Origin of the sequence: Bacillus sp. FSL H7-0578 (assembly GCF_038630855.1) — a bacterium.
GTDB classification, from domain to species: Bacteria; Bacillota; Bacilli; order Bacillales; family Bacillaceae; genus Bacillus; species Bacillus safensis.
The window spans coordinates 819,069-839,427 of the sequence record NZ_CP152045.1; the positions used below are offsets into that span (position 1 = coordinate 819,069).

A 20,359-nucleotide genomic window follows, 5' to 3' on the forward strand; every position below is an offset into this window, starting at 1 on the left:
CTGCTGAAAATCAATGGAAATAAAACTCTGATATAATGAAACGATTAAAGAGACATGTAATTTATGGATAATAAAAAAGGGTTTCGTTTTCTGACAAAAAAGGAATAATGAACATATCAGACTATGTGAAAAAAGTGAAGAGAAGGTGCGATATGGAACGGGAACTGCTCTCTGTTATAATTCCTTCTTACAATGAAGGTGAAAACATCAGACGAATCTTTGAGGCACTCGAGGAAGAGTTTCGCGATTTTCATTATGACTTTGAAATCATCTTTGTGAATGATGGAAGCAAAGACAACACGCTTCAATACATGAGAGAGCTCTCTCGAAAAAGTGCAAAGGTTAAATATATTTCCTTTTCGCGTAACTTTGGAAAGGAAGCCGCTATTTTGGCAGGTCTTGAACATGCAAAAGGAGCAGCTGCGATTATTATGGACGCCGATCTGCAGCACCCGACGTATTTAATTCAGGACTTTGTCAGGGGATATGAAGAAGGCTATCATCAAGTCATTGCCAAACGGAATCGTAAAGGTGACAGCAAGCTGCGCTCTTACCTGTCATCCATGTACTATAAGGTGATGAACAAGGTAGTAGAAGTGGACTTGCGTGATGGCGTCGGGGATTTCCGTTTAATTTCACGCCAAGCCATCGATGCATTGCTTCAGCTGAAAGAGGGGAATCGTTTTTCGAAAGGGCTTTTTTGCTGGATTGGGTTTGAAGAAAAGGTCATCTATTATGAAAATGTAGAAAGACAGCATGGTGATACAAAATGGTCACTGAAGAAATTATTTAACTATGGCATAGATGGCGTCATTTCCTTTAACAACCGCCCGCTGCGAATTTGTTTTTATACTGGCATACTGATCTTATTTCTCTCATTGATTTACATCGTGGCCACCTTTATTCAAATCGTCAGAACGGGCATTATGGTGCCGGGTTATTTTACTTTAATATCGGCTGTGCTGTTCCTCGGAGGTGTCCAGCTTTTGAGTCTAGGTGTGATTGGAGAATATATTGGCCGTATCTATTATGAAACGAAAAAGAGGCCGCATTATTTAATCCAGGAATCAAATGTGATGGAACAAGAGACAAGCTCAAAGGAACAAGACCGAGTGTTAACACAGTTATTTAAATAACGTGGAGTCAAATAACCGGCAAGCACGAATCGCTTGCTGGGTTGTTTTGTTTCAAAGAAAAGTGGATCTTTTGTGGAAAGGATTTAGATGATGAAACGTAGATGGATAATGATAGGAATGTGCCTCATTCTCGCTTTATTAGGACACTCCTTTTTCTTATATGAATATACGCAAGGCCGGTATATGACAGGAGATGGAGACGGAATCTCACAAATGCTCCCATTTAAAAAGCTGCTTTACGATGAATACGTCAAAGGGAACTTCTTTTATTCCTATCAATTCGGTCTAGGCGGCGGTACATATACGCAATTAGGTTATTATTTCACAACGTCGACTGTCTTTATGGTCACAGTCGCTGTCGTCTGGCTGATGAATGCGCTTCATTTCATCCAGTCAACGGACATTCATTTCTGGGCAAATGCCGTCATTTGGCTGAGTGTGATCAAGCTGACGCTTATTCTTTTCATCGCTTACCGTGTGCTTCTTTCAATGGTTCAGCATAGGCTGAGCGCATTAACAGGAGCCGCAATTTACGGATTGTCTATTGTGTATTTTCGGCATCAAACATTTTGGGAGTTTTTCACCGACAGTATGATGTGGCTCCCGCTGCTTGTACTTGGGGTTGAACGGATTTTCAAAACAGGTAAGCCGGCTTGGTTTATTGCGGCGTGCAGCCTGATGCTTATCAACAATTTTTACTTTGCTTATATTCATTTTATCTTTTTAGCGATCTATCTTGTCTTCAGATATATCATCAAGCTTCGAAGTGAGGAGAACGGGTGGAAGGTGTTCTGGACGCTGGCGGTCTCTACGCTGTTATCCTTTGGAATCAGTGCCGCCTTTTTTGTCCCGTCTGTCTATGGCTTTCTGAATAATATAAGGCCGCCATATGATCAATCCATACCTTGGTTTGATCTGCATGATCATCTGCTGTTTACAAGCAGGGTGTATTTATTACCTGTGATCTTTCTCATTTGTATGTTCCTCGTTCCGCTTTACCGGAACAGGTGGTTTTTCATGTTTACATCGATCAGCGTTCTGCTCATTGTTTTTCACTACAGTCCAAAGATGGCGAGCGTGTTTAATGGTTTCTCAGCACCGCAGTACAGATTTGAGTACATTCTTGCCTTTACAGTTGGAGCGGTCGCAGCCATCACCATCAAGCATTTCTCGCAAATCGAGTGGAAGTGGAAAAAGCGTGCGGTCTTAGGCGCTTGGATCGTGTTTCTTCTCGCAGTCATCTTATCAGAACGAGCAAAGGGAAATATGGATGTTGTTGTATTTACAGGCATAGGACTGCTTGTGATCAGCTTGTTTTTCCTTTTGATTCATGCGGAAAAACGCCAGCACCTTCGTCTCTTTTCAGCTGTGCTCATCGTTGTCAGCTTACTGACAGCAGGCGTGTATCAGCAAGGCTACTTATCTGAAAGAAGCAATATTAAGAGCGTATCAGATACGTATCTGAATAGTGAGGCTTATGCTGGACATGAGCAAATGAAGCTCATTCAGCAGATTCAAAGCCGCTCTTCAAAAGATCCGCTTGCCCGGATTGACTGGATGAACGGCGTGCGCAACAACACCCCGTTATTTGAAGGCTTTCAAGGCATGAGTGCGTATTCAAGTATATTGAATCAGCATTTACTCAATTTCTACTGGAATGACCTGCAAATCGATATGGGACGGGAAAGTGTCAGCCGTTATGCAACAATGGGGGACAGGGCGAATTTATACAGCCTGACCTATGGAAAGTATTATATGAGAACGAGCGCGATGCCTTACTCACCGCCAGCTTATTTTAAGCCTATATTGGAAAGCGAGCATTATAAAGTGTATGAAAATACACGGCCGCTGCCATTTGCAAGAACAACAAGCACCGTTTATTCAGAAGAATCCTTAAAGGATGCCTCAGCACTTGATAGGGAGCATGCGATGCTGCAAGGTGTGGTTTTAGACAAAAAAGGAAACGCTGAAATTGAGCACGCGCCAGATCGAGTCAAGGATACAAATATTCATACGATACAAGCCATATACGAACATGGCGTGCTTGATGTATACGGAGAAACAGGCGGCCTGAATATCACGCTGCCAGATGATATGGCCCGCGCTGGGGATGTGTATGTGAGCTTTTATGTGAAGCGGACAGACCGTAACGAAGGATTTCAGTTATCTGTTGATCACTACGTCACCTCACGAAAAAGCAATACATCCATCTACAAAACAGGTGTCAATGAAGTGACGATTCGAGTCCCTGCGGAAAAAATCCTTTCCATTCGAGTACCAAAAGGGACGTATGAACTCAATCAACTGAGGCTGTATCAAGAGCCTTACCGCATCCTAGAAAAGGCATATGAAAAAGAAAAACAGGATCATGGCAGCCAGCAGGTAAAGCTCGAAAACAACCGCTTTACGATTTCATATGATAACAAACGTGGCAATGATTATATGGTTCTGCCAGTACCATATGAAAAAGGCTGGGAGCTCACGGTGAACGGAAAGCAGACCGATATTGAACAAGCCAATTACGCCTTTATCGGTTTTCCAATAGAAAAAGGCAAAAACGAGATTGTGTTAACCTACTATCCGCCTTATATCAGAATTCTCGCGTTGATTTCACTCGTCAGTTTGATTGGTGCGATCTTATATGCACGAAGAAAACACAAGAAACACCACTTTTCATCATAAGTGGTGTTTTTTTATCTTTCATCTCATACATATGTTTCTTCTTCCCATTTAATATGGTATTCGTTCATCTTTCGATCAATATCGTGTTGAATATTCATATGCTGAAATAACGCATTTAACTCTTCTGTCCTCGTTCTTCGATCCTGTTCATAATAATAGAACGCATCTCGATAATCATGATCCCTCAGCATCTTTGCTATGACCATCGCATCTTCTAGACTATATGATGCTCCTTGACCAACAAAAGGATTAGCCGTATGTACAGCATCACCTACAAGAACAACACGTCCTTTTGACCACACAGAGAGGTCCTTGATTTCATAAATACTTCTTGGGAAAAACATCTCTGTATGATCGATCATGTCAAAAAGGTGCTTCGGAATATTCCAGCCTTCCATTTGTTGATATAATAACTGTCGAATGGTTTCTTTGCTGGCTTTCTCAAAATGTTTTGCAGGTAATTTTTCAGGACGTTGCGAGAAAGCCTGCCATAAAATATTCAATTGATTTGTCGGATGCGCTTTTCCAAAAATGAATTGAAAGTGTTCATCATTGTAAAAATAACTCGTTGCCTCCTCTAAGACAAAATCCTTCACATAGGATACCCCTTGAAGTCCCCAAAAACCGCTATAGTCTAATTTAGCATTAAATGCAACCGCTTCTCTTGTTTTCGAAAAAGTCCCATCTGCTCCTATTACAATATCACCTGTTATCACAGTTTCATCTTCAAAAAGAACCTGAACGGAATGAGGCTGCTGTTTGATCGAGGTTAACTTTTTGTTGTATTTCACTTCGATTCCTTGTCGCTCAACTTCCTTTAAAAGGATGGTTATGATTTGTGCTCTCATGACGTTGATCAAAGGGGCATGATGATATTTTTCGCTATGATTGTTAAAGATTGCTTCCACTTCATTTTCACTGTTTATTTGCTGGATCCTCTTTATCACTGCTGCATTTGCTATCACTTCATTTTTACACCCGATTTCATCCAAAATCTTTACCCCATTTGGAGACAGTAAAAAACCTGCGCCTGTTTCTAATTCTTCATCTGACCTGCTTTCATAAATCGTACTTTCCATTCCAGCCTTTTTTAAAAATAAAGAAGTAGCCAATCCTGCTACACCACTGCCAATAATGATCACATTTTGAGATTTCATCATTTTTCCTCCTTCCATATAAACAGACCGGTCGGTTTATTTTAGTACAAAAAATAGGCTTTTTCATGTAGGACAGCGTATGACAATTCCCCCTTTTCATTTGGTAATTAAAGTATATGATAATATGTTATAAATGATTTCGCAAGAATGAAACTAACCAATTTCTTTTGAAAACATGAAGGGGATAACAAAATATGAACAAAGACACCGTGATAAAACACTACGAACTCACCCTTGAATGGGTACTGTCACTAGCGGATGTAACAGACGAAGAATGGCGCCGCACTATTGCTGATGGAAAGTGGAGTATTGCTGAGATCATCGCACATTTCGTTCCATGGGATGAATTTATTTTACACGATCGCCTAAAGGAATTTTGGAACAATAAAGCGTTACCTCAGGCACCTGATGTGCATGAAATGAATCAGCAGTCAGCCGAAAGAGCAAGAAAGGAAGAGAGAAGCGAGACGATTGGGCGATTTATTGCTGTTAGAACAAAATTGCTTCAAGAAATGAAGAAAATCGAAGCATCTCGCTGGACTACACCCTTTCTGATCGGTCAAACCGAGCTGACGTTATCAAGTTATTTTCAAGGTTTGATTAAGCATGATCTCCATCATATGGAGCAGGTCAAACAAGCGCTCTCCACAAAAAGACGATAGCGCCTCACGAAGCTCCCTTATCAAACGAAAACGTCGCATAATCAAACAAAAAATGAAATAGCCAAAGACTAAGCGCAAATAGAATTTCTTCAGAAGTAGTCAGCAAAATGCCGTCAACCAATTCGTCTGATACATAGACAGCACCCCAAATAAACAAAAGGTGAAGTAAAACGGCATAGAAAACGATGGATCGTTTTTTGGACCGGCACTTACGAACAAACCGCATGAGCACGTGTTCCAGATGTTCAAAAGAGATACCAAGTACAACATAGATGCCCATAAACAGAAGCAGCGATAAAATCGAATGATAAAAAGCACCCGTCAAATGAAAGAACAGCACACAAAACAACAAAAATATGTAACAGACAGCCGACGCCGCCATGAGCCATTTCAGCCCTTGCCATAAAGCGTGAACAGATTGCTGCATGGGTAAACAACACTCCTTTACATGAAGATACCTGCAAAAAGGACAGCCTTTTTGCAGGAAGTCATACGTTAATCCTCTTTTTTAGGCGCAGCGATCACAGGGTGTTTTTCAGTATCAAGCAGTTTTAAGAAATCTTCGCCTTGATCTAAATGATCCAAAACAAGCTGTTTCGGTGTGACCGCAAGCCACTGATTGAGTGAAATGTCTGCATAATGATCGCTCTTAAAGATTTCTAAGAAATAAAGCGGTTCGTCTCCTGTATTTTCTACATAATGCCCCATCGCAAATGGCACATAGCCAACGTCTCCCGCCTGATAGTTGAAGGTTCTCGCATGTCCATCAGAAGCAAAGACCGTCATTCGTGCTTTTCCAGAAATAAAATATTGCCATTCATCCGTATTTGGATGCCAGTGCAGCTCTCGGATAGCACCTGGATCAACTTTCACAAGAGCGGATGCAATCGTTTTAGACGCTTTGAAATTGGTAGAGTCCGCAATCCACACTTGTCCGCCGCTTGACGTAATCGGCTCCTGTTTTAACAGCTCATATTTAAATGAATTCGGGACTTCCCCTTGCTCTGTTTTCACCTTGTCACATTCAAGGGAACCAGGAATTCCTTTTTGGAAAATATACTTTTCTTTCTCTGGCAGCTTGTCAAACTGCTCTTTTGTCATACCGAAGTTCTTAAGCACGACTTCCTCTGGCGTGTGGGCAAGCCAATCAGTTACTTGGAACGTACTATTTTCTGAGAATGACCCATCATCAAATACAAGCAAGAATTCAGCTCCCGGTTCAAGTGCTTGGATAGAGTGCGGCAGGCCAGAAGGGAAGTACCACAAATCACCCTCAGTCACATCCTCTGTAAAATTGCGCCCCTCTGCATCAACCGATGTGATCCGGGCTTCCCCATAAATCATGTACGCCCATTCCGCTTCCTTATGCCAGTGAAGCTCACGAATCGCACCAGGCTTTAGCCGCATATTGACAGATGCAAGACTTTTAGAGATCGGCAGTTCGCGGACTGTTACCTCTCGGGCATAGCCGCCTTTTTCTAAACGATTGTGTGTATCAGAAAAAGAATATTTCAGGTTGGAGACCGTTCCATGATCGGTTTCTGGCGGCGTGAGCATATCTGGATTTTGTCTGTCCCGCTCGAGATTACGTGGAATTTTGACCGTTGCTCCTTTTTCTCCTCGAATCGGCTGTGGTATTCCATTTGGCTTTTCACTCATGATAAAATCCCCTTTCAACATCGTATTGTGTGAGGTGACAAAAGGCCTTTCATTTCGCCCTCGTTTTCATAAGGTGAAACGAATCAAGCAGATGTCAATCTAATTCATCATTTTTTTGAGCAGCGACTAATCGTTGGATGAGCTTGCTTAATTCATCAAACTTTCGTTCAAAGCGTGTCAGCAAGTAAACCGTCAAAATGGCAGGGAAGCCAGCCTGACCGAGTTGCTTCAGCCATTCCTCTGAAAAAAAGGTCTCCATTTGTCTCACCTCCCAGCGGATGCTCGTCTTCTATATAAGTGGTATGAAAGAAGAAAAAGGAAAGTAGAGGGGGATAAAATGAACCATTAGACCCGTTTCACGAAGTTTACTTTTTTTAACTTTTGTCCACTTAATGCTAGTAGAGGGAACAAAGGGGAGGATGCACATGGATTATCGGCTGTTATTGAAAGCAAAATGGAAGGAAATCATTGATCACCCGCTCATTCAGCAGTTTTTAAGCAACCCGAAAAACGAGCAGCTGCTCCGGCAAGTCATGGAAGAGCCAAACGAGGAAAATGCCAAAAAACTAGATTCCGAGTTCAAACAGTTCTATCAGAAAATCCGCATCATCAAGTATATCTCCACAATGATACGCATCTTTTCAGTCGACTTTGACAAACGAGTAAAAAAGAAACAGCAGCGTTTTCCGCTCATACTCGATCATCCTGATACACAAGAAGTGAAAGACCCTGTTCAAACAGATACGTATGAAGCCGTGCTCTTCAACCAGCAAGACTTAGGAGAGCATCTGCAAGACCAAACATTGTACAAGGCCTACCAGCAGCTCACAGACAAACAAAAAATGGTCTTAACCCAAATCTATGTCGAAGGCCAAACGATGAAGGAAATAGCCGATCAGTTAGGCGAAACAAGACAAAACATCTCAAACATTCACAAAAAAGCACTCAACAAACTAAAAGAAGAAACAGGGGGAGATGTCCGTGCACGAAGACAAAATGACCAATGGAGAAATGGAAGAACTCATTGAAACCTTCACACCCATGATCAAAAAGAAACTACAAAACACGGCATATCAAGAAAGAGAAGACCTCGAACAAGAACTCTATATCAAACTCATCGAAAAAGTAGACTGGCTGATTTACCAAGAAGGACCTGGCTTTTGGGAGTTTATTGTGGAATATATGACGAAGATGTAAGAAAGGCTTATGATGCGAATGTGAGGTGAACATAAAATCCCCGGGACATTCGCACCTTTTTATTCGACAAAATTGAGGAAAAATGTATATTTTATAAAGGGGGAAACAAAATTCTTTATTGAAAGTTGTGGATTTTGCCTATCATTTCCTAAAAAATGTTACAATTAGGGCAGAAATCGCAGTCGCACTCTACATGAGTGCGTGTATTGAAATATCGCTTGCATCGAGATTTACGTCCTGTCTCATGAAGTCGCACTCTACAAGAGTGGGTGGATTGAAATGATAATAGCCGGCAAGCTGCTTCGTTTGGTACTCGTCGCACTCTACATGAGTGTGAGGACTGAAATTCTCGTCAGTAGGTGGCTTGAAAAATATATTGACAATTGTGCTTGATTTAGGTGTGAAAAACATGACTCTGGCTCAGTAGACATGTTTTTAAATGAATTCAAACCTGTTGATTAAATAATGAATAAGTACCTTTAGAGCAATAGTTTTTAATTAAATAGGATTAATAAAAAATTGGTGCGAATGTGAGGTGAACATAAAATCCCTGGGGCATTCGCATCTTTTCATTCGACAAAAATGAGAAAGAATGTATATTATTTAGAGGTGAAAACAAAATTCCATATAGAAAATTGAGGGTTTTGGCTATGATTCCCTAAAAAATGTTATAATTAGGGCGGAAATCGCAGTCGCACTCTATATGAGTGCGTGGATTGAAATTAGCCTGCTTCGGCTTTTAAACATGATTGCCGTGTCGCACTTTACATGAGTGCTTAGCTATTCTTGATTTTAATAAGAGAAAACAAAATTATATATTGAAATTTGTGAATTTTAACAATTATTCCTTAAAAATGTTACAATTAGGGCGGAAATCGCAGTCGCACTCTACATGAGTGCGTGGATTGAAATTCTTTGCTCATGACCAGCTGTAACATGTTTGATTGTCGCACTCTAAATGAGTGTGAGATTGAAACCCTCATCAGTAGGTAGCTATTAAAGATATATTGACAATTGTGCTTGATATAGGTGTGAAAAAACAAGACTGACTCAATAGTCGGTGCGAATGTGAGGTGAACATAAAAACCCCAGGACAGTCGCACCTTTTCAATCGACAAAATTGAGAAAAAATGTATATTTTATGAAGAAGAAAACAAAATTATATATTGAAATTTGTGGATTTTTCCTATCATTCCCTAAAAAATGTTATAATTAGGGCAGAAATCGCAGTCGCGCTCTAAATGAGTGCGTGGATTGAAATGAAACAACTTCCGGCATTACAGACATTTCAGACAGTCGCACTCTACATGAGTGTGTGGATTGAAATATGCTCTTAAACGGTTATGACTACCTTAAAGATCATCTTCTTACAACACCCTCTTTCAGATACAAAAGCCATCAGAATATACTGTTCATTTGTATAGTGAAAACATGACTCCTTGCAGTCATGTTTTTTTCTTCTTCTTTTTCCTGAATACACCTAAAAAAATCTCAAAACAAGTCGAAATGAAAAGTAGTTATTTAGATTCAAATTTTATCCATTCGTAGTGAATGATGAAGGAGGAATTGGTTTGGGTGAAACGGAGCGAACTGGTAAAGTTGAGCAGCTGATCTTAGAGAATTATCAAAGATTAAACAGCATGATATCCGAAGAAGTCGACTTTGCTTCTAATCATGGCGGGCTGACAGGAGATTCTAGAGAAGTGATGTGGTTGGAGTTTTTTCGGAAAATCATTCCTAAAAAGTATTCATTAGCACAAGGTGTCATCATTATTGACTCAGAAGGAAATCATTCTAACGAAGTCGATATTGCCGTATTTGATGAGCAGTATACGCCGTATGTGTTCCAACACAATTCGTTGAAATTTATACCGATTGAGGCGGTTGCGGTTGCTATAGAATGTAAAAGTTCAAATTTCGATGTTGATAATTTAAAAGTTTGGTCTGACAATATAAAAAAATTAGTACCGAAAACAAAAGGAATAGCTAGGATAGCCGCCAAAGGGGTTGACATGGTTGAAAATGATACACAGAAACGAACACGTCCTATTTTAATTTTAGCAAGTAATTTAAAAAGGCAAACAGCAAACTCATCTTCAAAGATGTTTGAAATATTAGACAAAGCATTTGACCTTATTCTTATGAAACAAAAGAGTGTATTTCATTTAAGAGCTCCTAATGAAGATAAAAAGCTAGGATGGTGGGCTAATGAATTAAATTGTTATGATCCAGAAAGGTCTAAGGAACAAGAGGATAAAGAAAAGAAAAAAAATAGTGAGAAAAATAAAGATGATAGTAAAGACAAAGTGATTTCGAACAAACTCAGCGATTTACGTATTGATGGATACGATCTGTTAACGCTGAACTTCCAATTAAATCAATTGCTGATGCTCATTAACAATCCCATGTTTTTCCCTCACTATGCATATGCCGAGCTATTTCAGAAACAGATAACGAAGTGAAGAAAGGAGAGCGACATGACAAGGGAATCTAGTAAGCCCAAAACGAATTGGCATGATGTGAAACATGCGATTGACAAGAAAATTCATGAAGACCAAAGACTTTTTAAAGAGCCGCTCACTATTCATTTGGTTACGCCAATGTTTGGGGGAGGGCCCCAATCAAACTCAATTGATCAAGACAGACCGATTCGAGAAAGTGCAATTCGTGGACATCTTCGTTTCTGGTGGCGTGCAACTCGAGGAGCTGCCTGCAAAAATGCGAATGAATTATCTAAAAGAGAAGCAGAGATATTTGGTCATACAGAACAAGCGAGCCAGATTCAAGTGGTAACCCATTATGAAAAAGACGAAGTGAAAAGAAATTCAAAAGTATTTTTTAAAAAGAAAAATCATCCTTTTCCACGGTATGTTCTTTCAAATATGAAAGATAAAACACCATACCTCATGAAGGCGCAATTTTCTTTAAATATCCGGTTATCTAAAAAAACAACCGATTTTGAGTTAATCAAAAAAGAAGTTGAAGCAGCATTATGGGCTTGGATCAACTTCGGTGGGCTTGGGTCAAGAACGAGACGTGGGTGTGGCAGTTTATATTGCAAGCAATTTTCACCACACAACAAGAGGACAAAAAGCCAATTGGAAAAATGGTTTGAGCAAAAGCTTTTAGAATATGACATCCAATTGCCAGCATCAAGCCGAGAATGGCCGACGCTTAGTCGAGAATTCAAAGTACAGGCATTTCCATCATCTATGATCTCAAGCTGGCGGTCTGTCATTCAGACATATGAAACATTTCGAAGAAGATCTAACCCGGACAAAAAAAGGGGAAGAAGTTGCTGGCCGGAAGCAGATACTATTCGTCTGTTAACAGGTAAGGCTAAATCAGGTCATCACATCCCTTATCCAAAAGAGAAACCATTTAGATATCAAGCATTTCCTAGAGCTCAATTTGGTTTGCCTATTCAGTTCCGATTTGCTCCTAAAGATAGTGGGAAAGATCCAGATCCTGTAACGCTCCTACCTAAAGGAAAGGATCGCTTAGCTTCACCACTCATCTTAAAACCATTGGCTATTAATCAAAAGGAATCAGTGGGCATGGTGATGGTGCTGCAGCAACCAAAGATCGAAGCTTTATCGCTTTTAGGGGACAGAAAGCCTTTGCCCGATGTGACAGATGAACAAAGTATCTACCCAACAGCCACCTACTCAAAAAACCCATTACAAGACGAGAGTGGCCGTACGCACTCATCGGCGATTCAAGCCTTTTTACATAGCAAGGAGGTGCAAACATTTTGTCAGAAGAATTACAAAAACAAACATTGATGCTATTTTCGATAGGGCCCGTTCAAGAATTTATTGCGCAAGCAAGGCGGACGCGTGATTTATGGTTTGGCTCTTTTCTTCTATCTGAATTAAGTAAAGCAGGTGCGAAGAAATTTCAGGAACTGGGTGGAACGCTTATTTTCCCTGTGTTCAACGAATCCTCTGCAGAACCAAACAACGCACCAAATAAAATATTGGGGGAAATCTCACACGAACAACCTTCATCCGTTGCAAGACAAGTAAAAAAAGCAGTATATGACAAATGGAAGGAATACGCAGACTTTGTAAGAGAGATTGTGGATCCTTATATTCAAATAGGCACATGGAATCGACAAGTAGATGATTTAATAGAATTTTATACTGTATGGACTGAGATGCAAACTCAAGAGGAAGCGGCAAATGCGTCCGCAAGTCCATATCATTTGGCTCTTCAAGAAGTCGAAGGCTTAATGGCGGCACGGAAGACTTTAAGAGATTTTAAACAAAATGAACCAGGGGCGTTATTCGGTGAACCAAAATCATCACTTGATGGTGGACGAGAGTCTGTTTTCCAAAAGCAAAAAACACCACAGCAAGTGGCGCAACTAGCGAAATGGGGAATTGGTGAACATGAATCATTAGATGCGATTTCAGTGATCAAACGATTGTCCTTACATAAGCATCCGAGCGAGACATTTCCATCTGTATGCGATAAAGCTTTTGCTCCCTATCAAAACATGTTGGAACAAAATGAACAGATGAAGAAAGCAGCCACACAATATGTGAAAAATGTAGAAACGTATCTTGAGAATACGAACCTGACAGTAGCTCCTCTTGATTTGAGTGAGGCATCGCTTTTTTATGAAAGAAGAATTGAAGATTTTCTTGAACAACGAGGACTTGTTGGAATAGCACAAACAGAAGCAAAAAATAACATCACACAGCTGCTTGAAAAATATTTCAAAGGTGAATACAGCAAACATCACGGCCAGCCGATCAAACCACCAGTACCTTCACCTTACTATGCCTTTCTCATGGCGGATGGAGATAAGATGGGCAGCCAACTGCGAAATATACAGCATGTAGAAAGTCATATTGCATTTTCTAAAACGCTCTCAACTTTTGCTTCAAAGGCAAGTGAGATTATTTCCAAATGTGAAGGTACATTGATTTATGGTGGTGGAGATGATGTCATGGCTTATGTACCGGTGCACCAATGCTTAGAAGCAGCTGGGAAATTACAAAGTGAATTTGTTTCAACGATGAAGGCTCATCAACATAGTGAAATACCTCCTTCGATTTCAATTGGAATCGCCATCGTTCATATGCTTGAGCCTCTTGAAGAAGTAAGAAGCATGGCACGTCAGGCTGAACAATATGCGAAACAAGAGCGGAATTCATTAGCGATTCATTTCCAAAAGCGAGGCGGAGGAGACACAATGAATATCTCAGTCTCATTTCAAATAGATCCAGTGGCCTCTATCCAAGAGATGACGACGTGGTTAAAACAGTCTTATTTCACATCTGGCTTTGCATATGGCTTACGAGAGTTGTATCAAACATACGAACAGTCTTCTTTTAGAAAACAGCCGGAAATTTTAGATGAACTCATTCCACTAGAGATAAGACGTCTTGCATTCAAAAAGAAAACGGAAGCAAAAACAGAGCAAGAAACGAAAGAGTGGATCGATCAATTGATTGCGAAGTATATACCGAAGAAGAATACATTAGAAGAATTACATACAATCGCTGAATGTATGATCATTACTCTTCAACTGGAGGAGGTAAGTGGACATGCCTGAAAGATGGTTTCACATTCAACCGCTTGATCCGCTGCTTATTCGTGATGCACGCCCATTTCAAAGTGTACCAGGTATACGGGCGCGTTCACTAAACGATGTTCCGCCAAGTGTGGTCGCAGGAACACTTCGTACAGCTCTAGCAAAGAAACGACAATCAATCAAACACACGACGCCACTTTCTTATTATTCAAAATCTCTTGTGCGAGGTCCTTTATATCGCTGGCATGATCATTTATATGTGCCAATGCCTCATGACCTTGAGTTATTCGATGATGAGTATGGCATGTATCAAGTGAGACCGAAGCCAATGATGTCGGAAGGACAGGGCTTTTATGGTACAGGAAAAACAGGCCGTTTTAGTGAGGCATTATGGCCGCCAATTGGAGCTGGTGCTCGTAAAAAAATGAAATCGCCGCCTGCTTTTGTATCACTAAAGTGGATGGTGAACTGGCTGACAGACGCAGTGGATGAGAGTCAGGTGAAGGAAGCCTTGACTGAATACCAACATATGCAGAAGGAAAATCATTCTTTCAAAAAGGGAACACCACCAGCATTTATTCCAGCATTACAGCGTCAGGAACGAACACAAATTGAGGTGGAAACTGGCAGTAAAAAGGCAAAAGATCAGCATCTATTTTCAACAGAATCGCTCTTATTCCCAGATGACTTTAAACTGGAGGCGGGAATAGAGTTATCTACTGAAGAGTCAGAAGAATTAAAGCCTTTCTCAAGTCTTCACCCGATAGGTGGTGAACGTCGGCTGGCTCATATAGAAGACAGGCCTCATGTATACCAACAAGATTGGACATGTCCGGATGCTATTAAAGAATCGCTCAAAAACAAGCTATATGTTCGCATGATATTGGCGACACCTGCTTATTTCAGTAAAGGATGGCAGCCCGGCTGGCTGGATGAACAGCTCATGTCAAAACCACTATTTGATACAAATGTACGACTGAAATTGGTTTGGGCATCTGTTCCACATTGGCAGCCTATCTCTGGATGGAGCTTAGCAAATAAAGACAAAGGGCGTGAAAAAGCAATCCGCCGCTTAGTCCCCGCGGGTAGCGTTTACTTCTTTACAGTAGAAGAAGGAGATCCAGCAGAACTGGCCGAAAAAATGTGGCTTCAATCAGTATCCGATCGTAACCGGCGCAAAGAAGCGTTTGATCGTGAAGATGGCTGCGGGTTAGCACTTTGGGGAATATGGAAACCGAATGAATAAGAGGAGTGAGATGATGGAAGCAAGCCGTTGGTTTTGGATACATTGTTTATCCCCCCTTCATATTGGAGCGGGTGAAGGAATTGGCGTGATTGATATGCCTATTCAACGAGAAAAAGTAACAGAATGGCCGATTATACCTGGAAGCAGTATCAAAGGCGTGCAGCGTGAGCATTATCGCGCGAAAGGACAAGACACATTCGTACAAAAAGTATTTGGTACACAAGGAGATCAAGATGGAAGCGCAGGAGCAGTCGTCATGACAGATGGCCGGTTATTTTCATTCCCGGTGGCGAGTAGATACGGTACATTTGGATATGTGGCAAGTCCACTCATATTGAAAAGATTAGCCCGCGATGCAAAAGCATTAGGCGTATCGCTGGATATCCCTGATTTCATAGAAGAATCAAGCACGCTAGTCACCATGAATTCTAAATTAGTAGAGAATGACGAATTATATCTAGGTGAATTTCAAGGGGCTGCGAAAAAATCTCAACAACTAACCGATTTTGCTAAACAGATGGCCAAACTCTTATTCGACGATAAACAATCACAAACTCTTTGGATAGAACGATTTGTGATTGTAAGTGATGACGTTTTTCAATACATTGTCACCATGAATTCTGAAGTGACACCTCGTATTAGAATTGATCATGAAACCCAAACAGTTAGTAAAGGAGCTCTCTGGTATGAAGAGTATGTACCGGCAGAAGCCATATTTTATGGACTCATGTGGTGTGATCGTGTCGATGGAAGCAATGATTTATCTGTTAGACATCAACTTTTAAATCAACTAGAAAAACAGATGTATCTTCAATTAGGTGGAAACACAAACGTAGGTAAAGGAAGAGTATCCTGGCGTATGACAGGAGGGGAGAGATCATGAAACTCATTCAACATCATTATGCTGAGAAAGCGTATCAACATGTGATGAATGCCAAAACGAATGAGGAGAATTTCTCAAATCAATATGGACAACTCTGTCACAGATTCGCCTCAATGATCTTAACAAATGGATTAAGGCTCACCATTACATTTTTTGAAGCAAAATCAAAAAAAGGAAATGCTTATCAACAATTCGTTCAGGATATAAAAGAAACACTAGATATACAAGGAGATTGGTCAGCTTCTAATCGAAATTACTTAATCAAATCAAGACAAGCTTTAAGTGCATCTGTTTGGTTAAAAAGATATGCGGAATCTATTTTAAAGGTGGAACAAGGGGCGGAAAATGTGGAGGACATCCAATGAATCTGTCATTAACCTTAAACAAAAGCAAATGGGAGATTGGTGGTTCTACATTGTCGGACATCATAAATGACAGTGCGGAGAAGCAGTCATTTTATGAAAATGTAATTCGTCTACATCGAAAACAGTGGGGGGAAAATCGCTTTTTGTATGAAAGATTTGTGGAGCAATATTATACCGATACGAACCCCACATGCCTAGTCAAGTCCATATCGCCGTTAGTCATTGGACATGGAGGAGAGGGTGTACTTGAAACGGGATTGTTATTACACCCGATATACGGCATTCCTTATTTACCAGGAACAGCTTTAAAAGGCGTAGCCTCTCATTATGCCCATTCTGTATTAGGTGAAAACTTTGAAGAACTAAAACAAGATGGTAGTGATTACAACACATTGTTTGGAACAAACGAACGTGCCGGTATCATCGAATTTCATGATGCGCTCATGATGCCAGAGACGGTAGGAGAAGCATTCAAAGTGGATGTGATGACACCACATCATTCAGACTACAACAGCGTCAAGCTAGATAAGATGAACAAAGGGGGAAGTGTTCCAGCCCCTCGAGACGATGACTCACCAACACCGATTCATTTCTTAACGGTGGTCAACGGCCGCTTTCAACTTCTATTGAAAACAAAAAGGAATCTACCAGAAGAAGCGGAATGGCTCGAACTCGCCAAAACCATCTTACTAGGCGCTTTAGAACACGAAGGAATCGGCGCTAAAACAAATGCAGGTTATGGAAGACTTAAAATTGACGACGTCATTTCATGAAACTTGGTGCGAATGTGAGGTGAACATAAAATCCCTGGAACATTCGCACCGTTTCATTCGACAAAAATGAGAAAAAATGTATATTTTTTAGGGGTGAAAACAAAATTCTATATAGAAACTTGAGGGTTTTGACGAGCATTTCCTAAAAAATGTTATAATTAGGGCGAAAATCGCAGTCGCACTCTACATGAGTGCGTGGATTGAAATTTAATCACTGAGTAGAGTTCGCTCTTTAGACAAGGTCGCACTCTACATGAGTGCGTGGATTGAAATCTTAAATTGCTTGTAATGATCGTAGGCTTCTTATATTGTCGCACTCTACATGAGTGCGTGGATTGAAATGCTTCCTGCTGCTTACCATCAGCATGAGCAGGACAGTCGCACTCTACATGAGTGCGTGGATTGAAATAATTGATACAAGGTAACCCAAACAAGAAAAATACTGGTCGCACTCTACATGAGTGTGTGGATTGAAATAATGCGGCTCGCTTTCAAAAGGAGCTAGTTTTCGTCGCACTCTACATGAGTGCGTGGGGTGAAATCTGAAGCGTCGCTGACTTTTTTGGTCAAAATAGGTCGCACTCTACGTGAGTGGGTGGATTAATAATTGCGAAAACATAACTCTGCCTCCTGCCTCAGTAGTCATGCATCTAATTGAATTCAATTGTTGCTGAAAATATAAATAAGTATGATTAACAAGTTTCAATAGATTTCATACTAAGAAAAAGTCGGTGCGAATGTGAGGTGAACATAAAATCCCTGGAACATTCGCACCGTTTCATTCGACGAAAATGAGAAAAAATGTATATTTTTTAGGGGTGAAAACTTAATTCCTATATAGAAACTTAAGGGTTTTGCCGATCATTCCCTAAAAAATGTTATAATTAGGGCGAAAATCGCAGTCGCACTCTACATGAGTGCGTGGGTTTAAATTAGCCGATGGTTCAGCTTGATGTTTTTTTAAAATCGCACTCTATATGAGTGTGAGGAATAAAATTCTTGTCAGAATGTAGCTTGAAAGATATATGGACAATTGCACTTGATATAGGTGTGAAAAACATAACTCTGTCTCACCCATTTTATTAATGAATTCAAAGCTGTTGATGAAACAGCGAAATAAGTATGATTATCATCAATAATAGTTTTTAATTAAATAGGATTAAGAAAGATTCGGTGCGAATGTGAGGTGAACATAAAATTCCTGGGGCATTCGCACCTTTTCATTCGACAAAATTGAGAAAAAATGTATATTTTATTAGAGGTGGTTTTGGCTATCATTCCCTAAAAAATGTTATAATTAGGGCAGAAATTGCAGTCGCACTCTACATGAGTGCGTGGATTGAAATAGGCGGACATCAGCAGTAATAGGAAAATGAACAAGTCGCACTCTACATGAGTGCGTGGATTGAAATATCGTTGATTTAACCGGCGTGTCACCGTATTGGTCGTCGCACTCAACATGAGTGGGTGGATTAATAATTGCGAAAACATAACTCTGCCTCCTGCCTCAGTAGTCATGAATCTAATTGAATTCAATTGTTGCTGAAATATAAAGAAGTATGATTAACAAGTTTCAATAGATTTCATACTAAGAAAAAGTCGGTGCGAATGTGAGGTGAACATAAAATCCCTGAAACATTCGCACCGTTTCATTCGACAAAAATGGGAAAAAATGTATATTTTTCAGGGGTGAAAACAAAATTCTATATAGAAACTTAAGGATCATTTCCTAAAAAATATTATAATTAAGGCGGAAATCGCAGTCGCACTCTACATGAGTACGTGGATTGAAATACACCCCCATCAAATTCAAACAGCAGCGCAAATGTCGCACTCTACATGAGTGCGTGGATTGAAATTTTTTCGCACTTTGACCCTCACTGGTCAGTTTAAGTCGCACTCTACATGAGTGTGTGGATTGAAATACCATTGTTCATCTACTACTTAAAATTGTTTTTAGTCGCACTCAACATAAGTGCATAGTTCACAGTTTCTGCGAATTACATAAATTCAAATATCTATTCACCTAAATTCAAGCCCTACACAACAAAAAAAGACTCGCTCACACAGAGCCGAGTCTTAATTTTTTTTGCAGTTTTTCTTCACTGAAAATCCAGCCGGTATAGGAATTTTTGATTTGGTGGTCCATGTCGATATGGCAGATCGCGACAAAAGGATAGTGACCTTTGCTGCGGTAGCGCAAATCAATGAACCGCACTTCATAATGATCCTTGTATTTATCCACTTCCCACCGGTAGACAGGGGAGAAGGAGAGAAAGGCTGAAATGTTTTCATCTTGCTTAGCAATTTTCATAATTTCAGTATCAGGGACCGGCACACGGTTAAATGTGTCTAAAATGACGACCTCACCATTCATGCTGCGCCCAACATGGAAAGAGGATTTACATTTTACGGCAATGCGCCATTGTCTGAACTTCATTGTAGGCGAAATAATAATCTCTTCAATTTCATCGAATCGTGCACGCAGCTGACGTTTAATCTGAAGCTGCATGATGACCCTGACGATATAGTAACAGAAAATCACGGCATACAGCGTAATAAACGTATAGCCGGGATGTCCGCCAATCGCCCAAACGACAATGGCGACAAGGTGTGTAAAAAAGATAAACGGATCAAACGTATTAATGATCCCAAGTGCTACCCATTTCTTTGAAAATGGACGAATGGCCTGTGTGCCGTATGCATTAAATATATCTACAAACACATGAAGTACAACGGCTAATAGTGTCCATAACCAAAGGTGAAGTAAATTCGCCCCCGGCACAAATGGGAAAATCACAGCCGGAATCAGCAATGACCAGAACAGTACAGCCGGAATGGAATGTGTAAATCCTCGGTGATTTCTTATATAAACCGCATTATTTTTTAGTTTTAGCACAGTATCAATGTCTGGTGCTTGGGAGCCGGAGATGGTCGCGATCATCACGGCGTGTGCCATGTGTGGATCTGCGCTGACGGCTGGATCTAAAAGTGCAAGTCCCCCAAGAGAAATGCCCATTACTACATGAGTACCAGTGTCCAATTGATTACCTC

The 20,359-nt window shown here is 40.4% G+C and carries 17 protein-coding genes and 1 CRISPR repeat array; of the genes, 12 read left to right on the forward strand and 5 right to left on the reverse strand.

Annotated features, from left to right (window positions below):
• Positions 1 to 152: 152 nt before the first annotated feature.
• Entirely contained in the window at positions 153 to 1,136 is a 984-nt protein-coding gene (locus MHB41_RS04075; RefSeq protein WP_024425218.1) for a glycosyltransferase family 2 protein, read from the forward strand.
• Positions 1,137 to 1,223: 87 nt separating this feature from the next.
• Positions 1,224 to 3,818: a YfhO family protein gene (locus MHB41_RS04080; RefSeq protein WP_217008936.1), complete on the forward strand. Its 2,595-nt coding sequence runs from the start codon at positions 1,224 to 1,226 to the stop codon at positions 3,816 to 3,818.
• 23 nt (positions 3,819 to 3,841) lie between these two features.
• Here MHB41_RS04080 and MHB41_RS04085 read toward each other — a convergent pair whose 3' ends face one another.
• Positions 3,842 to 4,975 (reverse strand): NAD(P)/FAD-dependent oxidoreductase, encoded by a 1,134-nt coding sequence (locus tag MHB41_RS04085; RefSeq protein ID WP_034283758.1) that lies wholly within the window; start codon positions 4,973 to 4,975, stop codon positions 3,842 to 3,844.
• Positions 4,976 to 5,169: 194 nt separating this feature from the next.
• Here MHB41_RS04085 and MHB41_RS04090 point away from each other — a divergent pair, with 194 nt between their 5' ends.
• Positions 5,170 to 5,637, forward strand: coding sequence for a DinB family protein (locus MHB41_RS04090; RefSeq protein ID WP_061110590.1), 468 nt, complete (start codon positions 5,170 to 5,172; stop codon positions 5,635 to 5,637).
• Positions 5,638 to 5,641: 4 nt separating this feature from the next.
• Here MHB41_RS04090 and MHB41_RS04095 read toward each other — a convergent pair whose 3' ends face one another.
• From MHB41_RS04095 to MHB41_RS04105, 3 genes are all read right to left on the reverse strand, one after another.
• Complete coding sequence (locus MHB41_RS04095; RefSeq protein WP_061110591.1) at positions 5,642 to 6,064, reverse strand: regulatory YrvL family protein; 423 nt, start codon at positions 6,062 to 6,064, stop codon at positions 5,642 to 5,644.
• A gap of 68 nt (positions 6,065 to 6,132) precedes the next feature.
• The gene (locus MHB41_RS04100) at positions 6,133 to 7,296 is read right to left on the reverse strand and encodes an oxalate decarboxylase family bicupin (protein WP_061110592.1); all 1,164 of its coding nucleotides are present in this window, start codon (positions 7,294 to 7,296) and stop codon (positions 6,133 to 6,135) included.
• 94 nt (positions 7,297 to 7,390) lie between these two features.
• Complete coding sequence (locus tag MHB41_RS04105; RefSeq protein WP_217008937.1) at positions 7,391 to 7,555, reverse strand: YvrJ family protein; 165 nt, start codon at positions 7,553 to 7,555, stop codon at positions 7,391 to 7,393.
• 166 nt (positions 7,556 to 7,721) lie between these two features.
• Between MHB41_RS04105 and MHB41_RS04110 the strand changes: the two genes are divergently transcribed.
• The 9 genes from MHB41_RS04110 to cmr6 all read left to right on the forward strand — a co-directional run bounded on the left by MHB41_RS04110 (position 7,722) and on the right by cmr6 (position 17,305).
• Entirely contained in the window at positions 7,722 to 8,324 is a 603-nt protein-coding gene (locus MHB41_RS04110) for a sigma-70 family RNA polymerase sigma factor (protein WP_024425214.1), read from the forward strand.
• Entirely contained in the window at positions 8,272 to 8,493 is a 222-nt protein-coding gene (gene rsoA / locus MHB41_RS04115) for a sigma-O factor regulator RsoA (protein ID WP_035391262.1), read from the forward strand. The genes MHB41_RS04110 and rsoA overlap by 53 nt, the downstream gene beginning before the upstream one ends.
• A gap of 1,571 nt (positions 8,494 to 10,064) precedes the next feature.
• Positions 10,065 to 10,955: a DUF6602 domain-containing protein gene (locus tag MHB41_RS04120; RefSeq protein ID WP_342474673.1), complete on the forward strand. Its 891-nt coding sequence runs from the start codon at positions 10,065 to 10,067 to the stop codon at positions 10,953 to 10,955.
• 57 nt (positions 10,956 to 11,012) lie between these two features.
• Positions 11,013 to 12,278 carry a type III-B CRISPR module RAMP protein Cmr1 gene (gene cmr1, locus MHB41_RS04125; protein WP_340899148.1) on the forward strand — a complete coding sequence of 422 codons (1,266 nt, stop codon included), beginning with the start codon at positions 11,013 to 11,015 and terminating at the stop codon, positions 12,276 to 12,278.
• Positions 12,248 to 14,059: a type III-B CRISPR-associated protein Cas10/Cmr2 gene (gene cas10 / locus MHB41_RS04130; RefSeq protein WP_340899147.1), complete on the forward strand. Its 1,812-nt coding sequence runs from the start codon at positions 12,248 to 12,250 to the stop codon at positions 14,057 to 14,059. The genes cmr1 and cas10 overlap by 31 nt, the downstream gene beginning before the upstream one ends.
• Positions 14,052 to 15,284, forward strand: a complete 1,233-nt coding sequence (cmr3, locus tag MHB41_RS04135) for a type III-B CRISPR module-associated protein Cmr3 (protein ID WP_340899146.1) — start codon at positions 14,052 to 14,054, stop codon at positions 15,282 to 15,284. Before cas10 ends, cmr3 begins: the two co-directional genes overlap by 8 nt.
• A 13-nt stretch (positions 15,285 to 15,297) precedes the next feature.
• Positions 15,298 to 16,167 carry a type III-B CRISPR module RAMP protein Cmr4 gene (gene cmr4, locus MHB41_RS04140; protein WP_254114606.1) on the forward strand — a complete coding sequence of 290 codons (870 nt, stop codon included), beginning with the start codon at positions 15,298 to 15,300 and terminating at the stop codon, positions 16,165 to 16,167.
• Positions 16,164 to 16,532, forward strand: a complete 369-nt coding sequence (cmr5, locus tag MHB41_RS04145; RefSeq protein WP_041106375.1) for a type III-B CRISPR module-associated protein Cmr5 — start codon at positions 16,164 to 16,166, stop codon at positions 16,530 to 16,532. The genes cmr4 and cmr5 overlap by 4 nt, the downstream gene beginning before the upstream one ends.
• Positions 16,529 to 17,305, forward strand: coding sequence for a type III-B CRISPR module RAMP protein Cmr6 (gene cmr6, locus MHB41_RS04150; RefSeq protein WP_254114607.1), 777 nt, complete (start codon positions 16,529 to 16,531; stop codon positions 17,303 to 17,305). The genes cmr5 and cmr6 overlap by 4 nt, the downstream gene beginning before the upstream one ends.
• A gap of 175 nt (positions 17,306 to 17,480) precedes the next feature.
• A CRISPR array of direct repeats spans positions 17,481 to 17,912; the repeat unit is 32 nt; unit sequence GTCGCACTCTACATGAGTGCGTGGATTGAAAT.
• A 1,455-nt stretch (positions 17,913 to 19,367) separates the two neighbouring features.
• On the opposite strand, the gene MHB41_RS04155 is transcribed toward cmr6, so the two are convergent.
• Entirely contained in the window at positions 19,368 to 20,348 is a 981-nt protein-coding gene (locus MHB41_RS04155) for a metal-dependent hydrolase (protein ID WP_217008941.1), read from the reverse strand.
• Positions 20,349 to 20,359 lie beyond the last annotated feature (11 nt).